Here is a 16,999-nt window from a genome sequence, read left to right on the forward strand (position 1 = left end):
TCCTCTCCCGCCGCCCTAGACTGGCCGGGATGAGCATCCCCTCCCCCGCCGACGAGGCCCTGGTCTGCTCGGCCCGGGGCTGCCGTGCCGCTGCCGTCTGGGCCCTTGAGTGGAACAATCCGCGGCTGCACGACGCCGATCGGCGCAAGACCTGGCTGGCCTGCGACGAGCACCGGAGCACTCTCGGGGGGTTCCTGGACGCTCGCGGCTTCCTGCGTGCCGTCACTCCGGTGCCCGGATCGCCTACGCTCGACGTGTGAGCGGCGACCCACCGGCTTCCCCCGGCCCCACCTCCCCGTCCTGGCCGCCCACCCCGGCCCCCGAACCCGGCGTCGAGCCGCCGCCCGGTGCGTTCCCCGCACCCGGCACGCTCGGCCCGGAGCCAGCCGCGCCCGACGTCTCCTGGCCCGCCCCACTGCCACCGGCGGCTCTGCCACCACCCGACCACCGGCCGGTGCCCGGCGCCGCCCAGCGGGCGCCCGACCTGCCGGCGCCCGGCCTCCTGCCACCCGCCCCCTCCGGCCCGCTGTCCACTGGTGCGTCGGTGGGGCGAGGACCGCTGGAGCCCTGGCCGGACACGGTCAACTGGCAGCCGATCTGCACCGACCTGATCTGGGTGGAGCTGATCCGGCTGGGGGTCGTGGTCGCCATCGGGCTGGCGGTGACGGCGGTGGGCTGGGCGTTGAGCGGCCACTGGCTGTTCGGGCTCGCCGTCGCCGTCGTCGTGCTGCTCGGCGTGTGGCGGGCCATCGCGATCGTACGGGCGGTGCGAGCCTGGGGGTACGCCGAGCGGGAGAACGACCTGCTGGTCCGGCACGGGCTGCTGGTCCGGCGGCTCTCCATCGTCCCGTACTCGCGGATGCAGTTCGTCGACGTCAGCGCCGGGCCGTTGGAACGCGCCTTCGACCTGGCCACCGTGCAACTGCACACCGCAGCGGCGGCGAGCGACGCCCGGGTGCCCGGGCTGCGCCCGGCGGAGGCGTCCCGGCTGCGCGACCGGCTCACCGCGCTCGGCGAGGACCGGGCCGAGGGCCTGTGAGCGCGAGGAGTGAGCCGGGGTTGCGAGCCCCGCAGCCGCGAACGAAAGGCGACCCTGTGAGCGCCCGCGCCAGCAGCCGCCGACCGCGCCGAGGGCCGCTCCGATGAGTGACGGGCCCGCCGAGCCGAGCACCGTGCCACCCACCGGCCCGACGCCACCGGGTCCGGTGCTGCCCGCTGGCGCGCCAACTACTGGCGCGGCACCGCCGGGGTCGATGCCGCCGGGGGCGCCCGCGCCGTGGCCGGCACCGGCTGGCGGTGCCGAGGGTGAGCCCCGGCAGCGACTGCACCCGCTCAGCCCGGTCCTGCACGGTGCCAAGTCACTGGTCGTGGTGATCGCCGGGTTGTCCTGGTCGACGCTGTCCCGGGTGGGCTTCGGCTGGTTCGCCGCCATGGTGGCGGTGCTGGCTCTCGGCGCGACCGTGCTGTCGGTGGTGAGCTGGTACAACACCGGCTACCACGTGGTCGGCCGCGAACTACGGGTGTACGAGGGGCTGCTCTGGCGGCGTACCCGAGCCATCCCGTTGGAACGACTGCAGGCCGTGGAGGTGGTCCGACCACTGCTCGCCCAGCTCACCGGTCTGGCCGAGCTGCGCCTGGAGGTGGTCGGCGGGGGCAAGACCGAGGCGCCGCTGGCGTACCTCGGGGTGGCCGACGCGGCCCGGCTGCGCGAGCGGCTGCTGGCACTGGCCGGGCGGGTCGCGCAGGCACCCGCCCCGGAGCACGCGGGCGCCGTGGTGCTCCCGGGAGCGGCGGCGCCGACGGCGGCCGCGCCGGGCCGGCCACTGCACGCGGTACGCAACCAGAGTCTGCTGATCAGCCAACTGCTCACCCCGCAGGCGTTCCTGCTCCCGTTCGGTGTGGCCTTCGTCGTGGTGCAGTTCCTCACCGCGGGGTCGTGGTCGTTCGTCGCGGTGGCGAGCACGCTGACCGCGATGGCCGGCGTGCTGCTGCAACCGGTGCGGCGGGTGCTCGACGACTGGAACTTCCGGCTGGCCCGCGACGGCGGCACGCTGCGGGTGCACAACGGCCTGCTGGAGACGCGGGCGCAGACCGTGCCGCTGGCGCGGGTGCAGACCGTACGGGCCACCTGGCCGCTGCTCTGGCGGATGAAGGGCTGGCTGCGGCTGCGCCTGGAGGTGGCCGGCTACTCCGTCGCGGAGGCTGACGACCGCAACCGGCCCGACCGGCTGCTGCCGGTCGGTGACCTGCCGACCGCGACGATGATCGTCGCGGAGGTGCTTCCGGGGGTACGCCTCGACGCGCTGGCGCTGAGCCCTCCGCCGACCCGGACCCGGTGGCTGCACCCGCTGGGCCGTCGCGCGTTCGGCGCGGGGCTCTTCGACGAGGTCTTCGTCACCCGCTCCGGGCGGGTCACCCGGCAGGTGGTGATCGTGCCGTACGCCCGCATCCAGAGCGTGCGGGTGGTGCAGGGGCCCGTTCAGCGTCGGCTGGGGTTGGCCTCCGTGCACGCCGACACCGCGGGCGGTTCCGGTGCCACCGCCCAGGACCGCGACCTGGCCGAAGCCTGGGCCCTGGCCGCAGACCTGACCACAAGAGCCCACCAGGCCCGCAACCCCACCTGACCCCACCCCCGCACCCACCCCACCCCCGCTCCACCTCGGTTGATCATGAAGTTATAGCCGCGACACGCCGTCGGGGCGGGCGCTAACTTCATGATCGACGGGAGCTGGCGGGGCCGTACGCCGACCCGGGGCAGGCCGGGGCGGGCCGGGGTGGGCCGGGGTGGGTCAGTGGTCGGTCTTTGTGGGTTCGCGTGGGGGGCGCTGGGTGGTGGGTGGGTGTTCGGCGTCGTCGTCGGGGGCGGTGGCCTGCCTTGGTGGTTCCGTGCGGGGCGGTGGGGGTCCGGCCTTCGGGTGGCGGATGCGCCACGCGGCCCAACCACGCTCGGCCAGACCGACCACCAGGAAGGTCAGCCCCACGTACGCCCAGCCGACCAGCACGTCGATCACGTAGTGCTCACCCGAGTAGACCAGGGTGAAGGTCATCGCCAGCGGGTACGCGAGCAGCAGCGGCCACCAGCGACGACGGGTGCTGGTCAGGAAGAACAGCACCACGAACAGCGCCCACGCGGTGTGCAGCGACGGCATCGCGGCGACCGGGTTGGAGGCGATCTGGCCGGCGTTGAGGACGTTGCCGGCACCGTGCATGCCGAACGCCTTCCAGCCCCGGGTGGAGATCCGGGCGACCTCGGTGAGCAGCCCGTTCTGTGCGGCCCACCACGGCGGGGCGGCCGGGTAGATGAAGTAGGTGACCAGGCCGGCGGCGCAGAGGAAGCCCCAACGCCGCATGTACGCGGCCCAGCGGTGCCGGTCGCGTAGCCAGAGCACCGCGGCGGCGGCCAACGCCACCACGAAGTGCGAGAAGTACACCCAGCTCGCCGCGACGTCCCACCAGTGCACCTGCGGGTGGTAGAGGTGCTGCTGCAACCAGACGGTCGGCACCTCGCCGCCGGTGGCCCAGCCGAACATGAACCGGTCGGCGACGATCAGCTCCATCGCGTGCGGGGTGGCCCCGTTGTCGGCGAAGCCGCGCGACAGGTTGTACACGACGAACAGCAGCACCACCGGCACCCAGTCCCGGGCGAAGCGCAGGTGACTGCGCCACGGCCGGTCGCTGTTCCAGGCGATGGTCGCGAGCCAGATCCAGACGAAGGCGTACGCGGGGTCGGTGGGCAGCCCGATGGCCAGCCACGCGGCCACGAAGGTGACCGCCCAGACGGTCATCGCGACGACACGACGACGACCCCCGTCCGGGGACGCGGGCGGGTCGGTCCGGGCGGGGGGCTGGGGGTCAGTCACGACGGCCATCGTCGTCAAGGTTAACGACGGTCGCGGCATCGACCGACGGGGACCACCCGGCGAAGCCGTGCACAGGTGGGCGGCGGTCGACGCCGGATGCCCGGGCAGGGGCCCGGCGGGATCCCCGGGCGGGTGCTCGGCGGGCTCGGCGAGCACCTAGGCTGACGACCATGCAGGAGCAGCCCGAGCCGGCCTTCGCGCCGGGTCTGACCGCCCAGGTCGAGTTGACCGTCACCGACGCGGACACCGCCCAGGCGGTCGGTTCCGGGGACGTACCGGTGCTGGGCACTCCCCGGGTGCTCGCGCTGGCCGAGGCGGCCACCGTCGCGGCGACAGCTGTCGAGATGCCGCCCGGGTCGACGACAGTGGGCACCCGGGTCGAGCTGGAGCACCTGGCGCCGACCGTGGTCGGCCGGACGGTCCGGGCGCAGGCGCTGTTGGCGACCGTCGACGGTCGCCGGTTGTCGTTCGAGGTCACGGTCAGCGACGGCGACCAGACGGTGGCCCGGGGCCGGGTGGACCGGATCATGGTGGACCGGCAACGTTTCGTCGAGCGCGCCGGGGGTGCGTCGTGAACGCCGGTTTCGTCGAGGTCGCCGACCGGGTGCACGTGCTGGCCGAGCCGCTGCTGCGGGTCAACGTCACCCTGATCGTGGGCGATGACGAGGCCCTCCTGGTGGACACTCTGTCGTCGGCCGCCCAGGCCACCGACCTGGCCGCCGCCGTCCGGGCGGTCACCGACCGCCCGTTGACGCTGGTCAACACCCACCACCACTACGACCACTGCTTCGGCAACGCCGTCCTGGCCGGCGACCCACCCCGTCCGGTGTACGCGCACGAGCTGGCCGCCGCCGCCCTGCGCCAAGAGCCGGAGCGGCTGCGCCGGGAGGCGTACGAAGAGGTGCGCACGGAGCACCCGGCGCTCGCCGCCGAGCTGGCCGACACCCCGCTGCTCGCCCCGACGCACACCGTGCAGACGGAGACGGCACTCGACCTGGGTGGCCGGCGGGTGCTGCTGCGGCACCCGGGGCGGGGGCACACCGAGGCCGACCTGGTGGTGCACGTGCCGGACGCCGACGTGTTGATCGCCGGGGACCTGGTGGAGCAGAGTGGCCCGCCCGCCTTCGAGGACTCGTACCCCCTGCGGTGGCCGGACGCGGTCGCGGACCTGCTGCGGCTGACGACCGCACGCACTGTGGTGGTGCCGGGCCACGGCGACCCGGTGGACGTCGATTTCGTCCGCGCCCAGCACGCCGAGCTGGCGAAGCTGGCCTGGCTGATCCGGGCCGCGCACACCGGCAGTGCACCTCCGGAACGGGTGGCCGCCGAGGCTCCCTTCGGTGCGCGCGCCGCCCTGATCGCCGCCCGGCGCGGCTACCGCGAGCTCGACGGCGAGGCCTAGCTCAAAAAATCGACGGCGAGGCCTGGCTCGGGAAGCGGCGTTCGACGTCGGCGCGGGTGGGCATGGCGGTGGCGCCGCCGGGTGATTCGCAGACCAGGCCCGCCACCCGCAGCGCGAACGCGACCCGCTCGACCCAGCCTGCCGGGGAGTCCGGTTCGCCGCCGACGAGCAGGTCGGCGATCAGCGCGGCCATGACCGAGTCACCGGCACCGGTGGCGTCGATCGCGTCGACCTTGGGGGCCGGCACCCTCACCGGGTCGGCGTCGGCGGCGGCCAGCACCGCGCCGGCCGCGCCGAGGGTCACCACCACCGTGGCGGCGCCCAACTCACGCAGGTACGCCGCCACCCCCTCGACCGGTTCACCCGGGTAGAGCAGCCCGGCGTCGGCGGCACTCAGCTTGACCAGGTGCGCGCCGGCCGCGAACTCGGCCACCACCTCGCGCAACCCTTCCAGCGCGGCCGGCCCGTCCAACAGCCGGGGACGCACGTTCGGGTCGAGGACCCGCAGACCGGTGGCGAGCGACCAGGCGTGTCGGGCGGCGGCGAGCGTGCGGGGTTGCAGCAGCACGATGGAGCCGCAGTAGAGCACGTCCGCGCCCTCCAACTGCGCGAGATCCAGGTCGTCGGGGCCGAGCAGACCGTAGGAGACCGGCTCGCCGTAGAAGCGGAAGTCGGGTTCCGGTCCGGCGTACGTGACCACCGCGAGAGTGGTCGGCGCCGCCACCGTGACCGCGCCGGCCACCCCGACGTCGACAGCGCTCAGGAAGGTGCGGATCCGACCGCCCAGCACGTCGTCGCCGAGCGAGCCGACGAACTGCGCCGCGCCACCGAGGCGGGCCACGCCCACTGCGACGTTGAGCGGCCCACCGCCGATCGCCTGCCGGTAGACGCGCTCCCCGTCACACTCGCTGTCGAGCAGGTCGACGAGCGCCTCGCCGAGCACCACCGCGTAACCCATGCCGATCCTCTCGTCGTCGCCAACCGCCACCGGGCGTCGTCCGCCGGGCCGACCGCCGTGGCATCAGGCTGGCACAGCGGGCCACCCGGCGGGCGGCGAAGGCGACGCAACGGCTACCCCGGCCGGTGGATCGGCCCGTCGAGCGCCGCCAGTGGGCGGCCGGTGCCGCCCCACCGGGCCGCGACGATCTGCGCGGCCACACTCACCGCGGTCTCCTCGGGTGTACGACCACCGAGGTCCAACCCGATCGGCGAGGCGAGCCGGGCGAGCTGCGCCTCGGTGAGCCCTGCCTCGCCCAGCAGCTTGAGCCGGTCGTCGTGGGTGCGGCGCGAGCCCATCGCGCCGACGTACGCCAGCGGGTGGCGCAGCGCCAACTCCAGCAGCGGCACGTCGAACCTCGGGTCGTGGGTGAGCACGCACACCACCGTCCGTTCGTCGACCCGACCGGCGTCCACCTCGGTACGCAGGTAGCGGTGCGGCCACTGCACCACCACCTCGTCCGCCTCGGGGAAGCGTCGCACGGTGGTGAAGACCGGCCGGGCGTCGCAGACGGTGACCCGGTAGCCGAGGAACGCGCCGATCCGGGCGACGGCAGCGGCGAAGTCGATGGCCCCGAAGACGATCATCCGAGGCGGGGTGGCGTACGCGGTCACGAAGAGGCTGACGCCGGAGCCCCGGCGCTGCCCGGAGTATCCGTACCGGAGCATCCCGCTGTGCCCGGCGGCGAGCAGTCCGAGGGCGTCGGCGCTGGCGGCGTCGTCGAGCCGATCGTCGCCGAGCGAACCGATCCGGCGCTGGCCGCCGGCCAGCACCAGCCGCCGGCCAAGTCGCCGGGCCGGATCGGTCGGCGGCGTGCCCGGAGAGTTGCAGGCATCGGCCGCCACGCAGGTGACCACCGCCGCCGGTTGGGCGGCCCGGCGGGCGGCGGCGACCGCGTCCAGCCCGGGCAGGGCACCGGGGTCGACGCGCTCCACGAACACGTCGAGGACACCGCCGCAGGTCAGGCCCACGGAGTACGCGTCGTCGTCGCTGATTCCGTACCGGATCAGCTCGGGTGCTCCGGTGGCGAGCACCCGGCGGGCCCGTTCGTAGAGATCCGCCTCGACGCAGCCGCCGGACACGCTGCCGGTGACAGTGCCGTCGGCCGCGACCAGCATGGTCGCGCCGGGCGGCTGCGGCGCGGAGTGCCAGGTGGCCACGACGGTGGCCAGGGCGAACGGCTCGCCGGCGTGGCAACGGCGGTGTGCCTCGTCGAACACGTCCGGCACCCGCTGCCGCCTCTCCGTCACGTCGTTTCCGTACGCAGGATATGGCGTGCACCGACCGCCGACGGGTCTTTTGATGCATCGAGGAACGACTATTGCATTGTGGCGGCGGGGCGTGATGGGATGACGCGTACCGGGCGGTGCGAGGGCTGCGGCACCACCGGTTGCCGGGTTCGTCAGACGCGAGGGCAACGGTCCAGGACAGGACCGTCGACGGCGCACGTCCACCGGCCGATTCCCGCCGGGGCAGGTCGCCGTGACCGTCGCACCGCGCACGACAGCGGTGCGATCACGCCACATCCCACCCGATTTCGGCGGGGCGGCCTGGGCTGCGCGCCTCGCGAGTCAGGAGAACCCGTGAACCGTTCCCGTACGGCCGCACTGCTCACCGCGGCCCTGACCCTCGCGCTGGGCGCCGTCGCCCTGGCGTCCAGTCCACAACCGGCTGCCGCGCACGGCACGGCGATGACCCCGGGCAGCCGGACCTACCTGTGCTGGCAGGACGGCCTCAGTTCGACCGGTCAGATCACGCCGACCAACCCCGCGTGTTCCGCTGCCGTGGCGCAGAGCGGGGCGAACTCGCTCTACAACTGGTTCAGCGTGCTGCGCTCCGACGCCGGTGGCCGGACCACCGGCTTCATCCCGGACGGGCAGCTCTGCAGCGGCGGCAACTCCGGTTACCGCGGCTTCGACCTGGCCCGCACCGACTGGCCGCTGACCCACCTGACCGCCGGGGCACGGCTGGACTTCCGCTACAGCAACTGGGCACACCACCCGGGCACGTTCTACTTCTACGTGACCAAGAACAGCTGGAGCCCGACCCGGGCGCTGGCCTGGAGTGACCTGGAGGAGCCGTTCCTCACGGTGACCAACCCGCCGCAGCGTGGGGCGGTCGGCACCAACGAGGGGCACTACTACTTCAGCGGCAACCTGCCGTCGGGCAAGAGCGGCCAGCACATCATCTACTCCCGCTGGGTCCGTTCGGACTCGCAGGAGAACTTCTTCGGCTGCTCCGACGTCGTCTTCGACGGCGGCAACGGCCAGGTGACCGGCGTGAAGGACGGCGGCTCGACGCCGACCCCGACGCCGACCACCCCGACGCCCGGGCCGACCGACCCGCCGCCGACGACCACCCCGCCGCCGGCGGGTGGCGACTGCATGGCCGTCTACAAGGTGAGCAGCGCCTGGCAGGGTGGCTTCCAGGGTGAAGTCACGATCATGAACCACGGCAGTACGCCGTTCAACGGCTGGACCGCGAGCTGGACCTGGCCCAACGGGCAGTCGATCAGTCAGATCTGGGGCGCGACACAGACGTCGTCCGGCTCATCGGTGACGGCGACAAATGTGGCCTACAACGGCACTGTCGCACCGGAAGGCACCACGACGTTCGGCTTCCTGGGCAGCACCACAGGAACGAACGGCCTCCCCACAGTCACCTGCGCCCGCCGCTAACCACTACCACCACCACCCCCTGAAATGATCAAGAGGTTTGCGTCACCGGAACCGCTCCGGATGACGCAAACCTCTTGATCAACAGGGTCGGGCCAGGGTCAGCGGACCATGGAGCCCACCACCGGCTTCGTGATCAGGGCGGACTGGTTTCGCTGGATGCCCGGGTCGAGGGTCTTCGCCACGAAGATCGCGTGCCAGATGCAGAAGATCAGCACCGTCCACACCTTGCGGGAGTGGTCGGCCTCCTCCCGCTTGTGCTCGTCGAGCAAGCGCAGCGCGTACGACAGGTCGAGCAGGTCGCCCGCGCCCGAGGTGCTCAGCACGTGCCGGGCCCACTCGTACATCTCGCCGCGCAGCCAGACCCGGGTCGGGGTCGGGAAGCCCAGCTTCTTGCGGTTGACGATGGCCGGCGGCACGACACCCTGCAACGCCTGGCGCATCGCGTACTTCGTCGCGTCGGAGCGCGGCGGCAGCTTCAGGTCCACCGGGATCTTCGCCGCGACGTCGAACACCTCGCGGTCGAGGAACGGCACCCGCACCTCCAGCGAGTGCGACATCGAGATCCGGTCGGCCTTGACCAGGATGTCACCGCGCAGCCAGGTGTAGAGGTCGACGTACTGCATCTTGGTGACGTCGTCCAGCTCGGTGCACTCGGCGTAGATCGGGGCGGTGACGTCGGTGTAGCGCACCGAGGGGTCGTAGCGGCGCATCAGGTGCTGCTTCTCCTCCTCGGTGAACATCCGGGCGTTGCCGTAGTAGCGCTCCTCGATCGGGGTGGTGCCACGCTCCAGGAAGCTCTTGCCCTTGACGCCCTGCGGGATCGCCTTGGAGACCGCGCGCAGGCCCTTCTGCACCCCGCCGGGCAGGCCGTTGACGGTCCCCAGCGACAGCGGCTCGCGGTAGATCGTGTAGCCGCCGAAGAACTCGTCGGCGCCCTCACCGGAGAGCACCACAGTGACGTGCTCGGCGGCCTTCTTGGCCACGAAGTAGAGCGGCACCAGCGCCGGGTCGGCCACCGGGTCGTCCAGGTGCCAGACGATCTTCGGCAGCGCGTCGATCATGTCCTGCGGACCGATCTTGGTGGGGATGGTGGTGACGTCCAGGTGCCGCGCCGACTCCTGGGCGACGTCGATCTCCGAATACCCCGGTACGTCGTAGCCGACGGTGAACGTGAGGATGTTCGGGTTGAACTCCCGGGCCAGCGCCACCACCGCTGTCGAGTCGATGCCACTGGACAGGAACGAGCCGACCGGCACGTCGGAGCGCATGTGCATGCGCACGCTCTCCCGCAGCGTCTCCCGGATCTCGTGGTAGAGCTTCTGCTCGTCGTCGACCGGCGCCGGCCGGAACACCGGCCTGTACCACCTGCGCACGTCGATGCGCCCACCCGGCGTCCAGTTCAGGTATTCCCCCGAGCCGATCCGGCTGATGCCCTTGTGCAGGGTGCCGGGCTCCGGGACGTACTGCAGCGTCAGGTAGTGGCTCAGGTTGGCCGTGTCGACGCCCGCGTCTCCCTGGTAGTTGCTGTGCGCGAACGGCAGCAGCGCCTTCTTCTCCGACGCCAGGTAGAGGCCGTCGGCGGTCTCCAGGTAGTGCATGGGCTTGATGCCGAAGTAGTCGCGGGCACCGAAAGCGCGCCGCTCCTGCCGGTCCCAGATGACGAAGGCGAACATCCCCCGCAGCCGGGTGAGCACCTGCTCGCCCCAGAAGTGGTAGCCCGCCACGATCACCTCGCCGTCGCCGGCGGTGGCGAACTGCGCGCCGAAGTTCCTGATCAACTCCTCGCGCAGCTCGATGTAGTTGTAGATCTCACCGTTGAAGGTGAGCAGGTAACGGCCGTTCGCGTAGGGCAGCGGCTCGTGGCTCGACGCGACGTCGATGATGGCCAGCCGCTTGTGGGCGAACACGCCGTCCGCGTACCGGCCGGAAGCGTCGCCGACCACCTCGACCCCGGTCTCGTCGGGGCCGCGGTGGTGCAGGCATTCCAACGCTCCGGCGATGTGGTCGCGATGCGCGGCGGCGTTACCGTTCGCGCTGAAGAAGGCCAGAAGTCCGCACATGGTGGTCATCTTTCCACGCGCGCTGTCGGCCCGTCGCAGCCGTCCGTCGATCCGCCCGCCGGGGGCGTCGCCACGAACCGGGCGCGCGGTACCGTCGGGATCAGCAACGAAGCGGAGGGAGCGGCGCAATGACCGAGGGACAAACCGACGGTACGCCGACGGACGGCACGGAATCGCACGATCCGGACTTCCCGGAGGCCTTCCTGTCCTTCATGCGGCAGGGCTGGAGCGACACCGCGCTCCCCGTGGCGCCCCGGCCGGAGACGCCCAACTACGCCAAGAGGCGTGCCGCGCTCTCCGCGGCCTTCCCCGGCGAGACACTGGTCATCCCCACCGGCACCGAGAAGGTCCGGGCCAACGACACCGACCACCCGTTCCGGCCGGGCAGTGACTTCGCCTACCTGACCGGCGACCACGACGCCGACAGCGTGCTGGTGCTGCGCCCGAACGGCTCAGGGCACGACGCGACGCTGTACATGCGGCCCCGGTCGTCCCGGGAGACCGACGAGTTCTTCCGCAGCCGCAACGGCGAGCTGTGGGTGGGCCGGCGGCACACGCTCAGCGAGAAGTCGACCGAGCTGGGCCTGCCCACCGCCGACCTGACCGGCCTGGAGGCGACTCTCGCCGACCTGGCGCCGGGGCGTACCCGGGTGTTGCGCGGCTTCGACGCCCAGGTGGACGCGGCCGTCCGTGCCTACGACGGCCCGCGCGCCCAGGGGCAGCCGGCCCGCGACCGGGAGCTGGCGATCGCCATCTCGGAGATGAAGCTGGTCAAGGACGAGTGGGAGATCAGCCAACTCCAGGACGCGATCGACGCCACCGTGCGCGGCTTCGAGGACGTCGCCCGGATCCTCCCGGCGGACCGCGCGGTCTCCGAGCGCCTCCTGGAGGGTGTCTTCGCGCTGCGGGCCCGGCACGACGGCAACGACGTCGGGTACAGCTCGATCGTCGGCGCCGGCGAGCACGCCACGATCCTGCACTGGGTGCACAACCACGGCGCCACCCGGCCGGGTGACCTGCTGCTGATGGACATGGGTGTCGAGGGCCGAAACCTCTACACCGCCGACGTGACCCGGGTGCTGCCGGTGAGCGGGCGGTTCACCGCCCTGCAACGCCAGGTCTACGACATCGTGTACGCCTCGCAGCAGGCCGGCATCGAGGCCATCCGCCCCGGGGTGAAGTTCAAGGACGTCCACCTGACCTGCATGCGGGTGCTCGCCGAGGGCCTGTCCGAGCTGGGTCTGCTGCCGGTGAGCGTGGACGAGGCGATGGACGAGAAGTCGACGGTCTACCGGCGGTGGACGCTGCACGGCTTCGGCCACATGCTCGGCATCGACGTGCACGACTGCTCGAACGCCCGCAAGGAGACGTACCGCGACGGCGCGCTCGGCGAGGGCTACGTCCTCACCGTCGAGCCGGGGCTGTACTTCCAGCCGGAGGACGAGCTGGTCCCCGCCGAGTTGCGCGGCGTGGGCATCCGGATCGAGGACGACGTGCTGGTCACCTCGACCGGCGCGGTGAACCTCTCCGCCGGGCTGCCGCGCACCTCCGACGAGGTGGAGACCTGGCTGGCCGAGCAGCGCGAGGCGGGCCCCCGCCTGCCCGGCTGACCACCGCACCAGCCCTCACCGCACCAGCCCTCACGCACCGGCGTCGCCGCCAGCCGACCAACGGCCCGGCGGCGCCGGTGTGCCGTCGTCGACCAGGCCCTCCGGCCCGGGCGCGCCGGTGTGCCGTTGTCGACCGGGCCCTCCGGCCCGGGCCGAGCGCCGGTCCCGGCGCCGCCCGACCCAGACTCACCTCTCGTGATCGACTCGCCTTCACGGAAACCGGGCTGTCCAGGGCGCACGGACACCGCGTCTTCCGTGAACCCGAGTGGATCAACCCTCGGCGCGCCTGCCGCATGGACGGCGGGCGGCACGCAGGCCAGGTGGGCAACGTCCGTTCCCGCGACGGTGGTGACATTCACCCGCCCGAGTCGGCGTTTGCGCTGCTCACACCCTTTTCACCAACCCGGACCGCTTGCCCGCCGTCATCCGACCTGCGCCGAATGCGGGGTTATCTCGGATACGTCCGCATCGCGAAGATGGTTCTCATACGGTGGGGATCAGAGGCTGCAACCGATTTGTAGCTGGTCGTGGCGCCTCAGGCGGTGCGACCCCGTCTGGTAGCAGGAAAGGGCGGAAGGCTCTGATGTCCAACGACGTAACGAGTACCGACGGCGGGGCCTCGACAGCTCCGCCGACACGACGACGGCGGGCGCTGTGGGTCGCCGGCGTGGCCGGGCTGACCGGTGTGGTCGGTCTGGCGGCCCTCGGCGGCGTGGCCGCCAGGGATGACAAGCCCAAATCCGACCAGGTCTCCGACGCGCAGCCGTCGACCAACCGGCAGAACGTCAGTGACGCTGGCGGCGCGGACGAAGGCGGCACCAAGGAAGCCGACGCTCGGGACGACGAGTGGAGCGGCGACGACTGGAGCGGCTTCGACGACCGGTCCGGCAAGGACGACAAGCGCCAGGACGACAAGCGCGACGAGAAGGACCGCACCAAGCAGGTCCCGTGCGACACGGACAAGCTGATCCAGGCCATCACGTTCGCGAACAACGAAGATGGCGGCGTACTGGAGTTGGCCAAGGGCTGCACCTACACCCTGACCCGCAACCAGGACGGCAACGGCCTTCCGGTGATCACCCAGCCCATCACCCTGAAGGGCGAGCACACGACCATCGGCCGTGAGGCCACCGCCGACTACTTCCGGATCCTCAACGTCGGCCCCGGGGGGCACCTCACCCTCAAGGGTCTGAGCATCAGGGGTGGTCAGACCCTTCAGTCCTCGATGGCCGCCGACCCAGCGACGGTCTGGGCGCCGTACTCGACCCAGGTCCGGCCCACCGTGGCCGCCCCGGCGGCGAAGCCGGCAGCAACAAAGGCAGCGAAGCCGGCAGCGACAACGGCGGCCAAGCCCGCGGCGGCAACGGCAGCGAAGCCCGCGGCGGCCAAGGCGGCAGCGAAGCCCACGGCGGCCAAGGCGGCAGCGAAAGCGACGGCGAAGGCGGCAGCCGCCAAGCCGATCGCCGCGGAGGCAAGGCCGGCGGGGGCCGGAACCGCGGTGCCGCTGGTCGAGCAGCCCGGGTTCACCGACGGAGCCGGGGTGCTGGTGCAGCCCGGTGGCCGCGCGGAGATCCTGGACAGCGAGTTGCTCTACAACCAGTCCGGTGGCAACGGCGGCGGCCTGGCCAACTTCGGCAGCACCAGGCTCAGCAAGACGACAGTGGCGCACAACACCGCCTTCTTCTTCGGCGGCGGCATCTTCAACGCCGGGGTGCTCCAGGTCGACGAGTCGAAGGTGAAGGACAACACCGGGATCATCGGCGGCGGCGGTATCGCCAACGGCGCGGCCGGGATCTTCACCGACAGCGTCGACGGTGGCTCGGTCTGGGTCTACAAGAGCGAGATCACCGACAACGAGACGCTCGGCTTCGGCGGCGGCGTGCTGGATGTCGGGGGCACCACGACGCTGCACCAGACGACGGTCAGTGACAACACCGCAGTGCTCGACGGTGGTGGCGTCGCGGTGGCGGACAGCCAGCTCACCCTCAAGGACGCCACGGTGGCCAAGAACACCGCCGCTCGCGACGGTGGCGGCCTGGCGGTGACCTTCGACAGCGTCGCGACAGTCGAGAACAGCAGGATCAACGACAACACCGCCGGGTTCTTCGGCGCCGGCCTCTACAACGAGGACAGCGTCACCACGCTCCGCGACAGCGAGGTGGTGGGTAACCGGGCCGTCGGTCCGTTCGCCCGCGGCGGCGGCATCTTCAACACCGAGGGGAGCGAGGTGACGCTCCGCCGGACGAAGGTGGCGCACAACTTCTCCACCCTCCCGCCGGGCGGGATCTTCAACAGCCTCGGCGGCACGGTGACGCTGGACGACGAGTCGGCGGTCACTGCCAACCGCCCGACCAACTGCTTCAACGTTGCGGACTGCTTCGCCTGATCGGGTGGGGCTGAACCACATAGAAGAGGTACGCCTCTCCGCGCCGTCACCGGCTCGGAGGGGCGTACCCGTTTGGCAGGTCAAGAGGGGTCTACGGCCGTCCTGGGCGGCAGTGGGCACGGCGGGGTGTCCCGGCCTTTCCGGATGCAACATGAACCGAATGTGGGCTTCTTTCGGATAAGCCCGCGAGGCGAGGAACCTTCTCATACGGTGGTTTTGGGAGCTACAACCGATTTGTAGCAGGGGACGCCCGTCTGACGGCGGCGACCCTGTCTGGTACGAGGAGAGGGCAGAGAGCTCCGATGTCCAACTACCTAACGAACAACGAAGCCTCCGGGCGGGCGACGGCCAAGCGCCGCCGCAAGCTCTGGCTCGCCAGTGGCGTAGCCGGTTTGACGGGCGTGATCAGTCTCGCGGCGGTTGGCGTCGCGGGCAGCGCCGGAGCCGTCGGCCTGAACTGGAACACCGCGCAGGTCAGCAAGGACGGCGACCAGCGGGGTGACGAGGGACGCGACTGGGACAAGGACAAGGGCGAGGACCGGAACAAGGACAAGGACAAGGACCACGAGCGCGGGAGGGAGGTGCCCTGCGACACCGACAAGCTGATCCAGGCGATCGTGTTCGCCAACAGCAAGAACGGCGGTGTGCTGGAGCTGGCCAAGGGCTGCACCTACAACCTGACCCGCAACGACTACGAGGGCAACGGCCTCCCGGTGATCACCGAGCACATCACGCTCAAGGGTGAGCACACGACGATCTCCCGGGAAGCCACCGCGGACTACTTCCGCATCCTGAACGTCGGCGCTGGTGGTCACCTCACCGTCAAGGGCCTGACCATCAAGGGTGGCCAGACCCTCGAACTGGAGAACGGCGTCGAGCCGGCTGCGGTCTGGGCGGCCTACTCGGACTCCGAGGCGCTCGCCGCCCAGGTGAAGGCCGGCACCCCGCTGGCCCAGGCGCTCACCGCGCGGCAGGCCAACCCGAAGGCGGGCCTGAAGGCCGCGCCGAAGGTCACCCCGAAGGCTCAGGCGGGCGTCGTGACGCCGCTCGTCCAGCAGCCGGAGGAGAACGACGGCGCCGGCATCCTGGTCCAGCCGGGTGGCACCGCCGAGATCCTGGAGTCCGAGGTCGTCCTCAACCAGTCGGGCGGCAACGGCGGTGGCGTGGCCAACTTCGGCACCACGAAGATCTGGCACAGCACCGTCGCCCGTAACACCGCCTTCTTCTTCGGTGGTGGTGTCTTCAACGCCGGCCTGCTCAAGGTCGAGGAGTCGAAGATCAAGGACAACACCGCCGTCATCGGTGGTGGCGGTATCTCCAACGGCGCCGCGCCGATCTTCACCGACGATGTCAACGGCGGGACCGTCGAGATCAAGAAGGGTGAGATCAGCGACAACGAGACGCTCGGCTTCGGCGGTGGCCTCCTCGACATCGAGGGCAACACCACGGCGTACGAGACCAAGTTCGTCTCGAACACCGCAGTCCTCGCCGGTGGCGGTCTCGTTGCGGCGGACAGCCAGCTGAACCTGCACCACGTCTCGATCGAGAAGAACAGCACCGCTGGTGTCGGTGGCGGTGTGGCCATCGCCTTCGACAGCGCGGTCACGTTCGAGAAGAGCAGCATCAAGGACAACACCGCCGGGTTCTTCGGCGGCGGGCTCTTCAACGTCGGCAGCGTCACCACGCTGCGCGACAGCGAGGTCGTCGGCAACCGGGCCGTGGGCCCGATCGGGGTCGGCGGCGGCATCTTCAACATCTTCGGCGAGGTCAACCTGTCGAAGACGACGGTCGCCCACAACTTCTCCACCTTCGAGCCGGGCGGTGTCTTCAGCTTCTTCGGAGAGGTGAACGTGGACGAGAAGTCCGCCATCACCGCCAACCGTCCGACCAACTGCCTGGCCATCCCGGGCGGCACCATCGAGAACTGCTTCGCCTGATCACCCCTGGGTGACGATGGCACAGCAGCAGGGGTGACAGCACAACGGACCGGCCCCCTTCCGCACCAC

At 71.3% G+C, this 16,999-nt stretch carries 13 protein-coding genes; 9 read left to right on the forward strand and 4 right to left on the reverse strand.

Going from position 1 to position 16,999, the window contains the following annotated elements:
* Positions 1–29 precede the first annotated feature (29 nt).
* The 3 genes from KBX46_RS25330 (at position 30) to KBX46_RS25340 (ending at position 2,624) form a co-directional block, all read left to right on the forward strand.
* The gene (locus KBX46_RS25330; RefSeq protein ID WP_088949188.1) at positions 30–260 is read left to right on the forward strand and encodes a hypothetical protein; all 231 of its coding nucleotides are present in this window, start codon (positions 30–32) and stop codon (positions 258–260) included.
* Positions 261–484: 224 nt separating this feature from the next.
* Positions 485–1,039 (forward strand): PH domain-containing protein, encoded by a 555-nt coding sequence (locus KBX46_RS25335; protein WP_374225021.1) that lies wholly within the window; start codon positions 485–487, stop codon positions 1,037–1,039.
* 103 nt (positions 1,040–1,142) lie between these two features.
* Positions 1,143–2,624: a PH domain-containing protein gene (locus KBX46_RS25340; RefSeq protein WP_374225020.1), complete on the forward strand. Its 1,482-nt coding sequence runs from the start codon at positions 1,143–1,145 to the stop codon at positions 2,622–2,624.
* A 165-nt stretch (positions 2,625–2,789) separates the two neighbouring features.
* Here KBX46_RS25340 and KBX46_RS25345 read toward each other — a convergent pair whose 3' ends face one another.
* Entirely contained in the window at positions 2,790–3,869 is a 1,080-nt protein-coding gene (locus KBX46_RS25345; RefSeq protein ID WP_231927095.1) for a phosphatase PAP2 family protein, read from the reverse strand.
* 161 nt (positions 3,870–4,030) lie between these two features.
* Between KBX46_RS25345 and KBX46_RS25350 the strand changes: the two genes are divergently transcribed.
* Positions 4,031–4,435, forward strand: coding sequence for a thioesterase family protein (locus KBX46_RS25350; RefSeq protein WP_210794330.1), 405 nt, complete (start codon positions 4,031–4,033; stop codon positions 4,433–4,435).
* Entirely contained in the window at positions 4,432–5,262 is an 831-nt protein-coding gene (locus KBX46_RS25355; RefSeq protein WP_210794331.1) for an MBL fold metallo-hydrolase, read from the forward strand. The genes KBX46_RS25350 and KBX46_RS25355 overlap by 4 nt, the downstream gene beginning before the upstream one ends.
* A gap of 1 nt (position 5,263) precedes the next feature.
* Here the strand turns inward: KBX46_RS25355 and KBX46_RS25360 are convergent, their stop codons facing one another.
* Both KBX46_RS25360 and KBX46_RS25365 read right to left on the reverse strand, forming a co-directional pair.
* Positions 5,264–6,220: a PfkB family carbohydrate kinase gene (locus KBX46_RS25360; RefSeq protein WP_210794384.1), complete on the reverse strand. Its 957-nt coding sequence runs from the start codon at positions 6,218–6,220 to the stop codon at positions 5,264–5,266.
* A 113-nt stretch (positions 6,221–6,333) separates the two neighbouring features.
* The gene (locus KBX46_RS25365; protein ID WP_308159690.1) at positions 6,334–7,509 is read right to left on the reverse strand and encodes an XdhC family protein; all 1,176 of its coding nucleotides are present in this window, start codon (positions 7,507–7,509) and stop codon (positions 6,334–6,336) included.
* A gap of 333 nt (positions 7,510–7,842) precedes the next feature.
* Between KBX46_RS25365 and KBX46_RS25370 the strand changes: the two genes are divergently transcribed.
* Positions 7,843–8,937 carry a lytic polysaccharide monooxygenase gene (locus KBX46_RS25370; RefSeq protein ID WP_210794332.1) on the forward strand — a complete coding sequence of 365 codons (1,095 nt, stop codon included), beginning with the start codon at positions 7,843–7,845 and terminating at the stop codon, positions 8,935–8,937.
* A 98-nt stretch (positions 8,938–9,035) separates the two neighbouring features.
* Here KBX46_RS25370 and asnB read toward each other — a convergent pair whose 3' ends face one another.
* Positions 9,036–10,997, reverse strand: a complete 1,962-nt coding sequence (gene asnB / locus KBX46_RS25375) for an asparagine synthase (glutamine-hydrolyzing) (protein ID WP_210794333.1) — start codon at positions 10,995–10,997, stop codon at positions 9,036–9,038.
* Between the two features lie 128 nt (positions 10,998–11,125).
* Between asnB and KBX46_RS25380 the strand changes: the two genes are divergently transcribed.
* The 3 genes from KBX46_RS25380 to KBX46_RS25390 all read left to right on the forward strand — a co-directional run bounded on the left by KBX46_RS25380 (position 11,126) and on the right by KBX46_RS25390 (position 16,930).
* Positions 11,126–12,607: an aminopeptidase P family protein gene (locus KBX46_RS25380; protein WP_210794334.1), complete on the forward strand. Its 1,482-nt coding sequence runs from the start codon at positions 11,126–11,128 to the stop codon at positions 12,605–12,607.
* Positions 12,608–13,190: 583 nt separating this feature from the next.
* The gene (locus KBX46_RS25385) at positions 13,191–14,993 is read left to right on the forward strand and encodes a right-handed parallel beta-helix repeat-containing protein (RefSeq protein WP_210794335.1); all 1,803 of its coding nucleotides are present in this window, start codon (positions 13,191–13,193) and stop codon (positions 14,991–14,993) included.
* A gap of 302 nt (positions 14,994–15,295) precedes the next feature.
* The gene (locus KBX46_RS25390) at positions 15,296–16,930 is read left to right on the forward strand and encodes a hypothetical protein (RefSeq protein ID WP_210794336.1); all 1,635 of its coding nucleotides are present in this window, start codon (positions 15,296–15,298) and stop codon (positions 16,928–16,930) included.
* Positions 16,931–16,999 lie beyond the last annotated feature (69 nt).

This window comes from Micromonospora sp. C81 (assembly GCF_018070425.1).
Taxonomy (GTDB): domain Bacteria; phylum Actinomycetota; class Actinomycetes; order Mycobacteriales; family Micromonosporaceae; genus Micromonospora; species Micromonospora zamorensis.

Excerpts from the sequence above, each read along its gene's own strand:
- KBX46_RS25390 (WP_210794336.1), top strand. The coding sequence starts at position 15,296 with ATGTCCAACTACCTAACGAACAACGAAGCCTCCGGGCGGGCGACGGCC.
- asnB (WP_210794333.1), bottom strand. The coding sequence starts at position 10,997 with ATGTGCGGACTTCTGGCCTTCTTCAGCGCGAACGGTAACGCCGCCGCG.
- KBX46_RS25340 (WP_374225020.1), top strand. The coding sequence starts at position 1,143 with ATGAGTGACGGGCCCGCCGAGCCGAGCACCGTGCCACCCACCGGCCCG.
- KBX46_RS25345 (WP_231927095.1), bottom strand. The coding sequence starts at position 3,869 with ATGGCCGTCGTGACTGACCCCCAGCCCCCCGCCCGGACCGACCCGCCC.
- KBX46_RS25330 (WP_088949188.1), top strand. The coding sequence starts at position 30 with ATGAGCATCCCCTCCCCCGCCGACGAGGCCCTGGTCTGCTCGGCCCGG.
- KBX46_RS25380 (WP_210794334.1), top strand. The coding sequence starts at position 11,126 with ATGACCGAGGGACAAACCGACGGTACGCCGACGGACGGCACGGAATCG.
- KBX46_RS25360 (WP_210794384.1), bottom strand. The coding sequence starts at position 6,220 with ATGGGTTACGCGGTGGTGCTCGGCGAGGCGCTCGTCGACCTGCTCGAC.
- KBX46_RS25350 (WP_210794330.1), top strand. The coding sequence starts at position 4,031 with ATGCAGGAGCAGCCCGAGCCGGCCTTCGCGCCGGGTCTGACCGCCCAG.
- KBX46_RS25385 (WP_210794335.1), top strand. The coding sequence starts at position 13,191 with ATGTCCAACGACGTAACGAGTACCGACGGCGGGGCCTCGACAGCTCCG.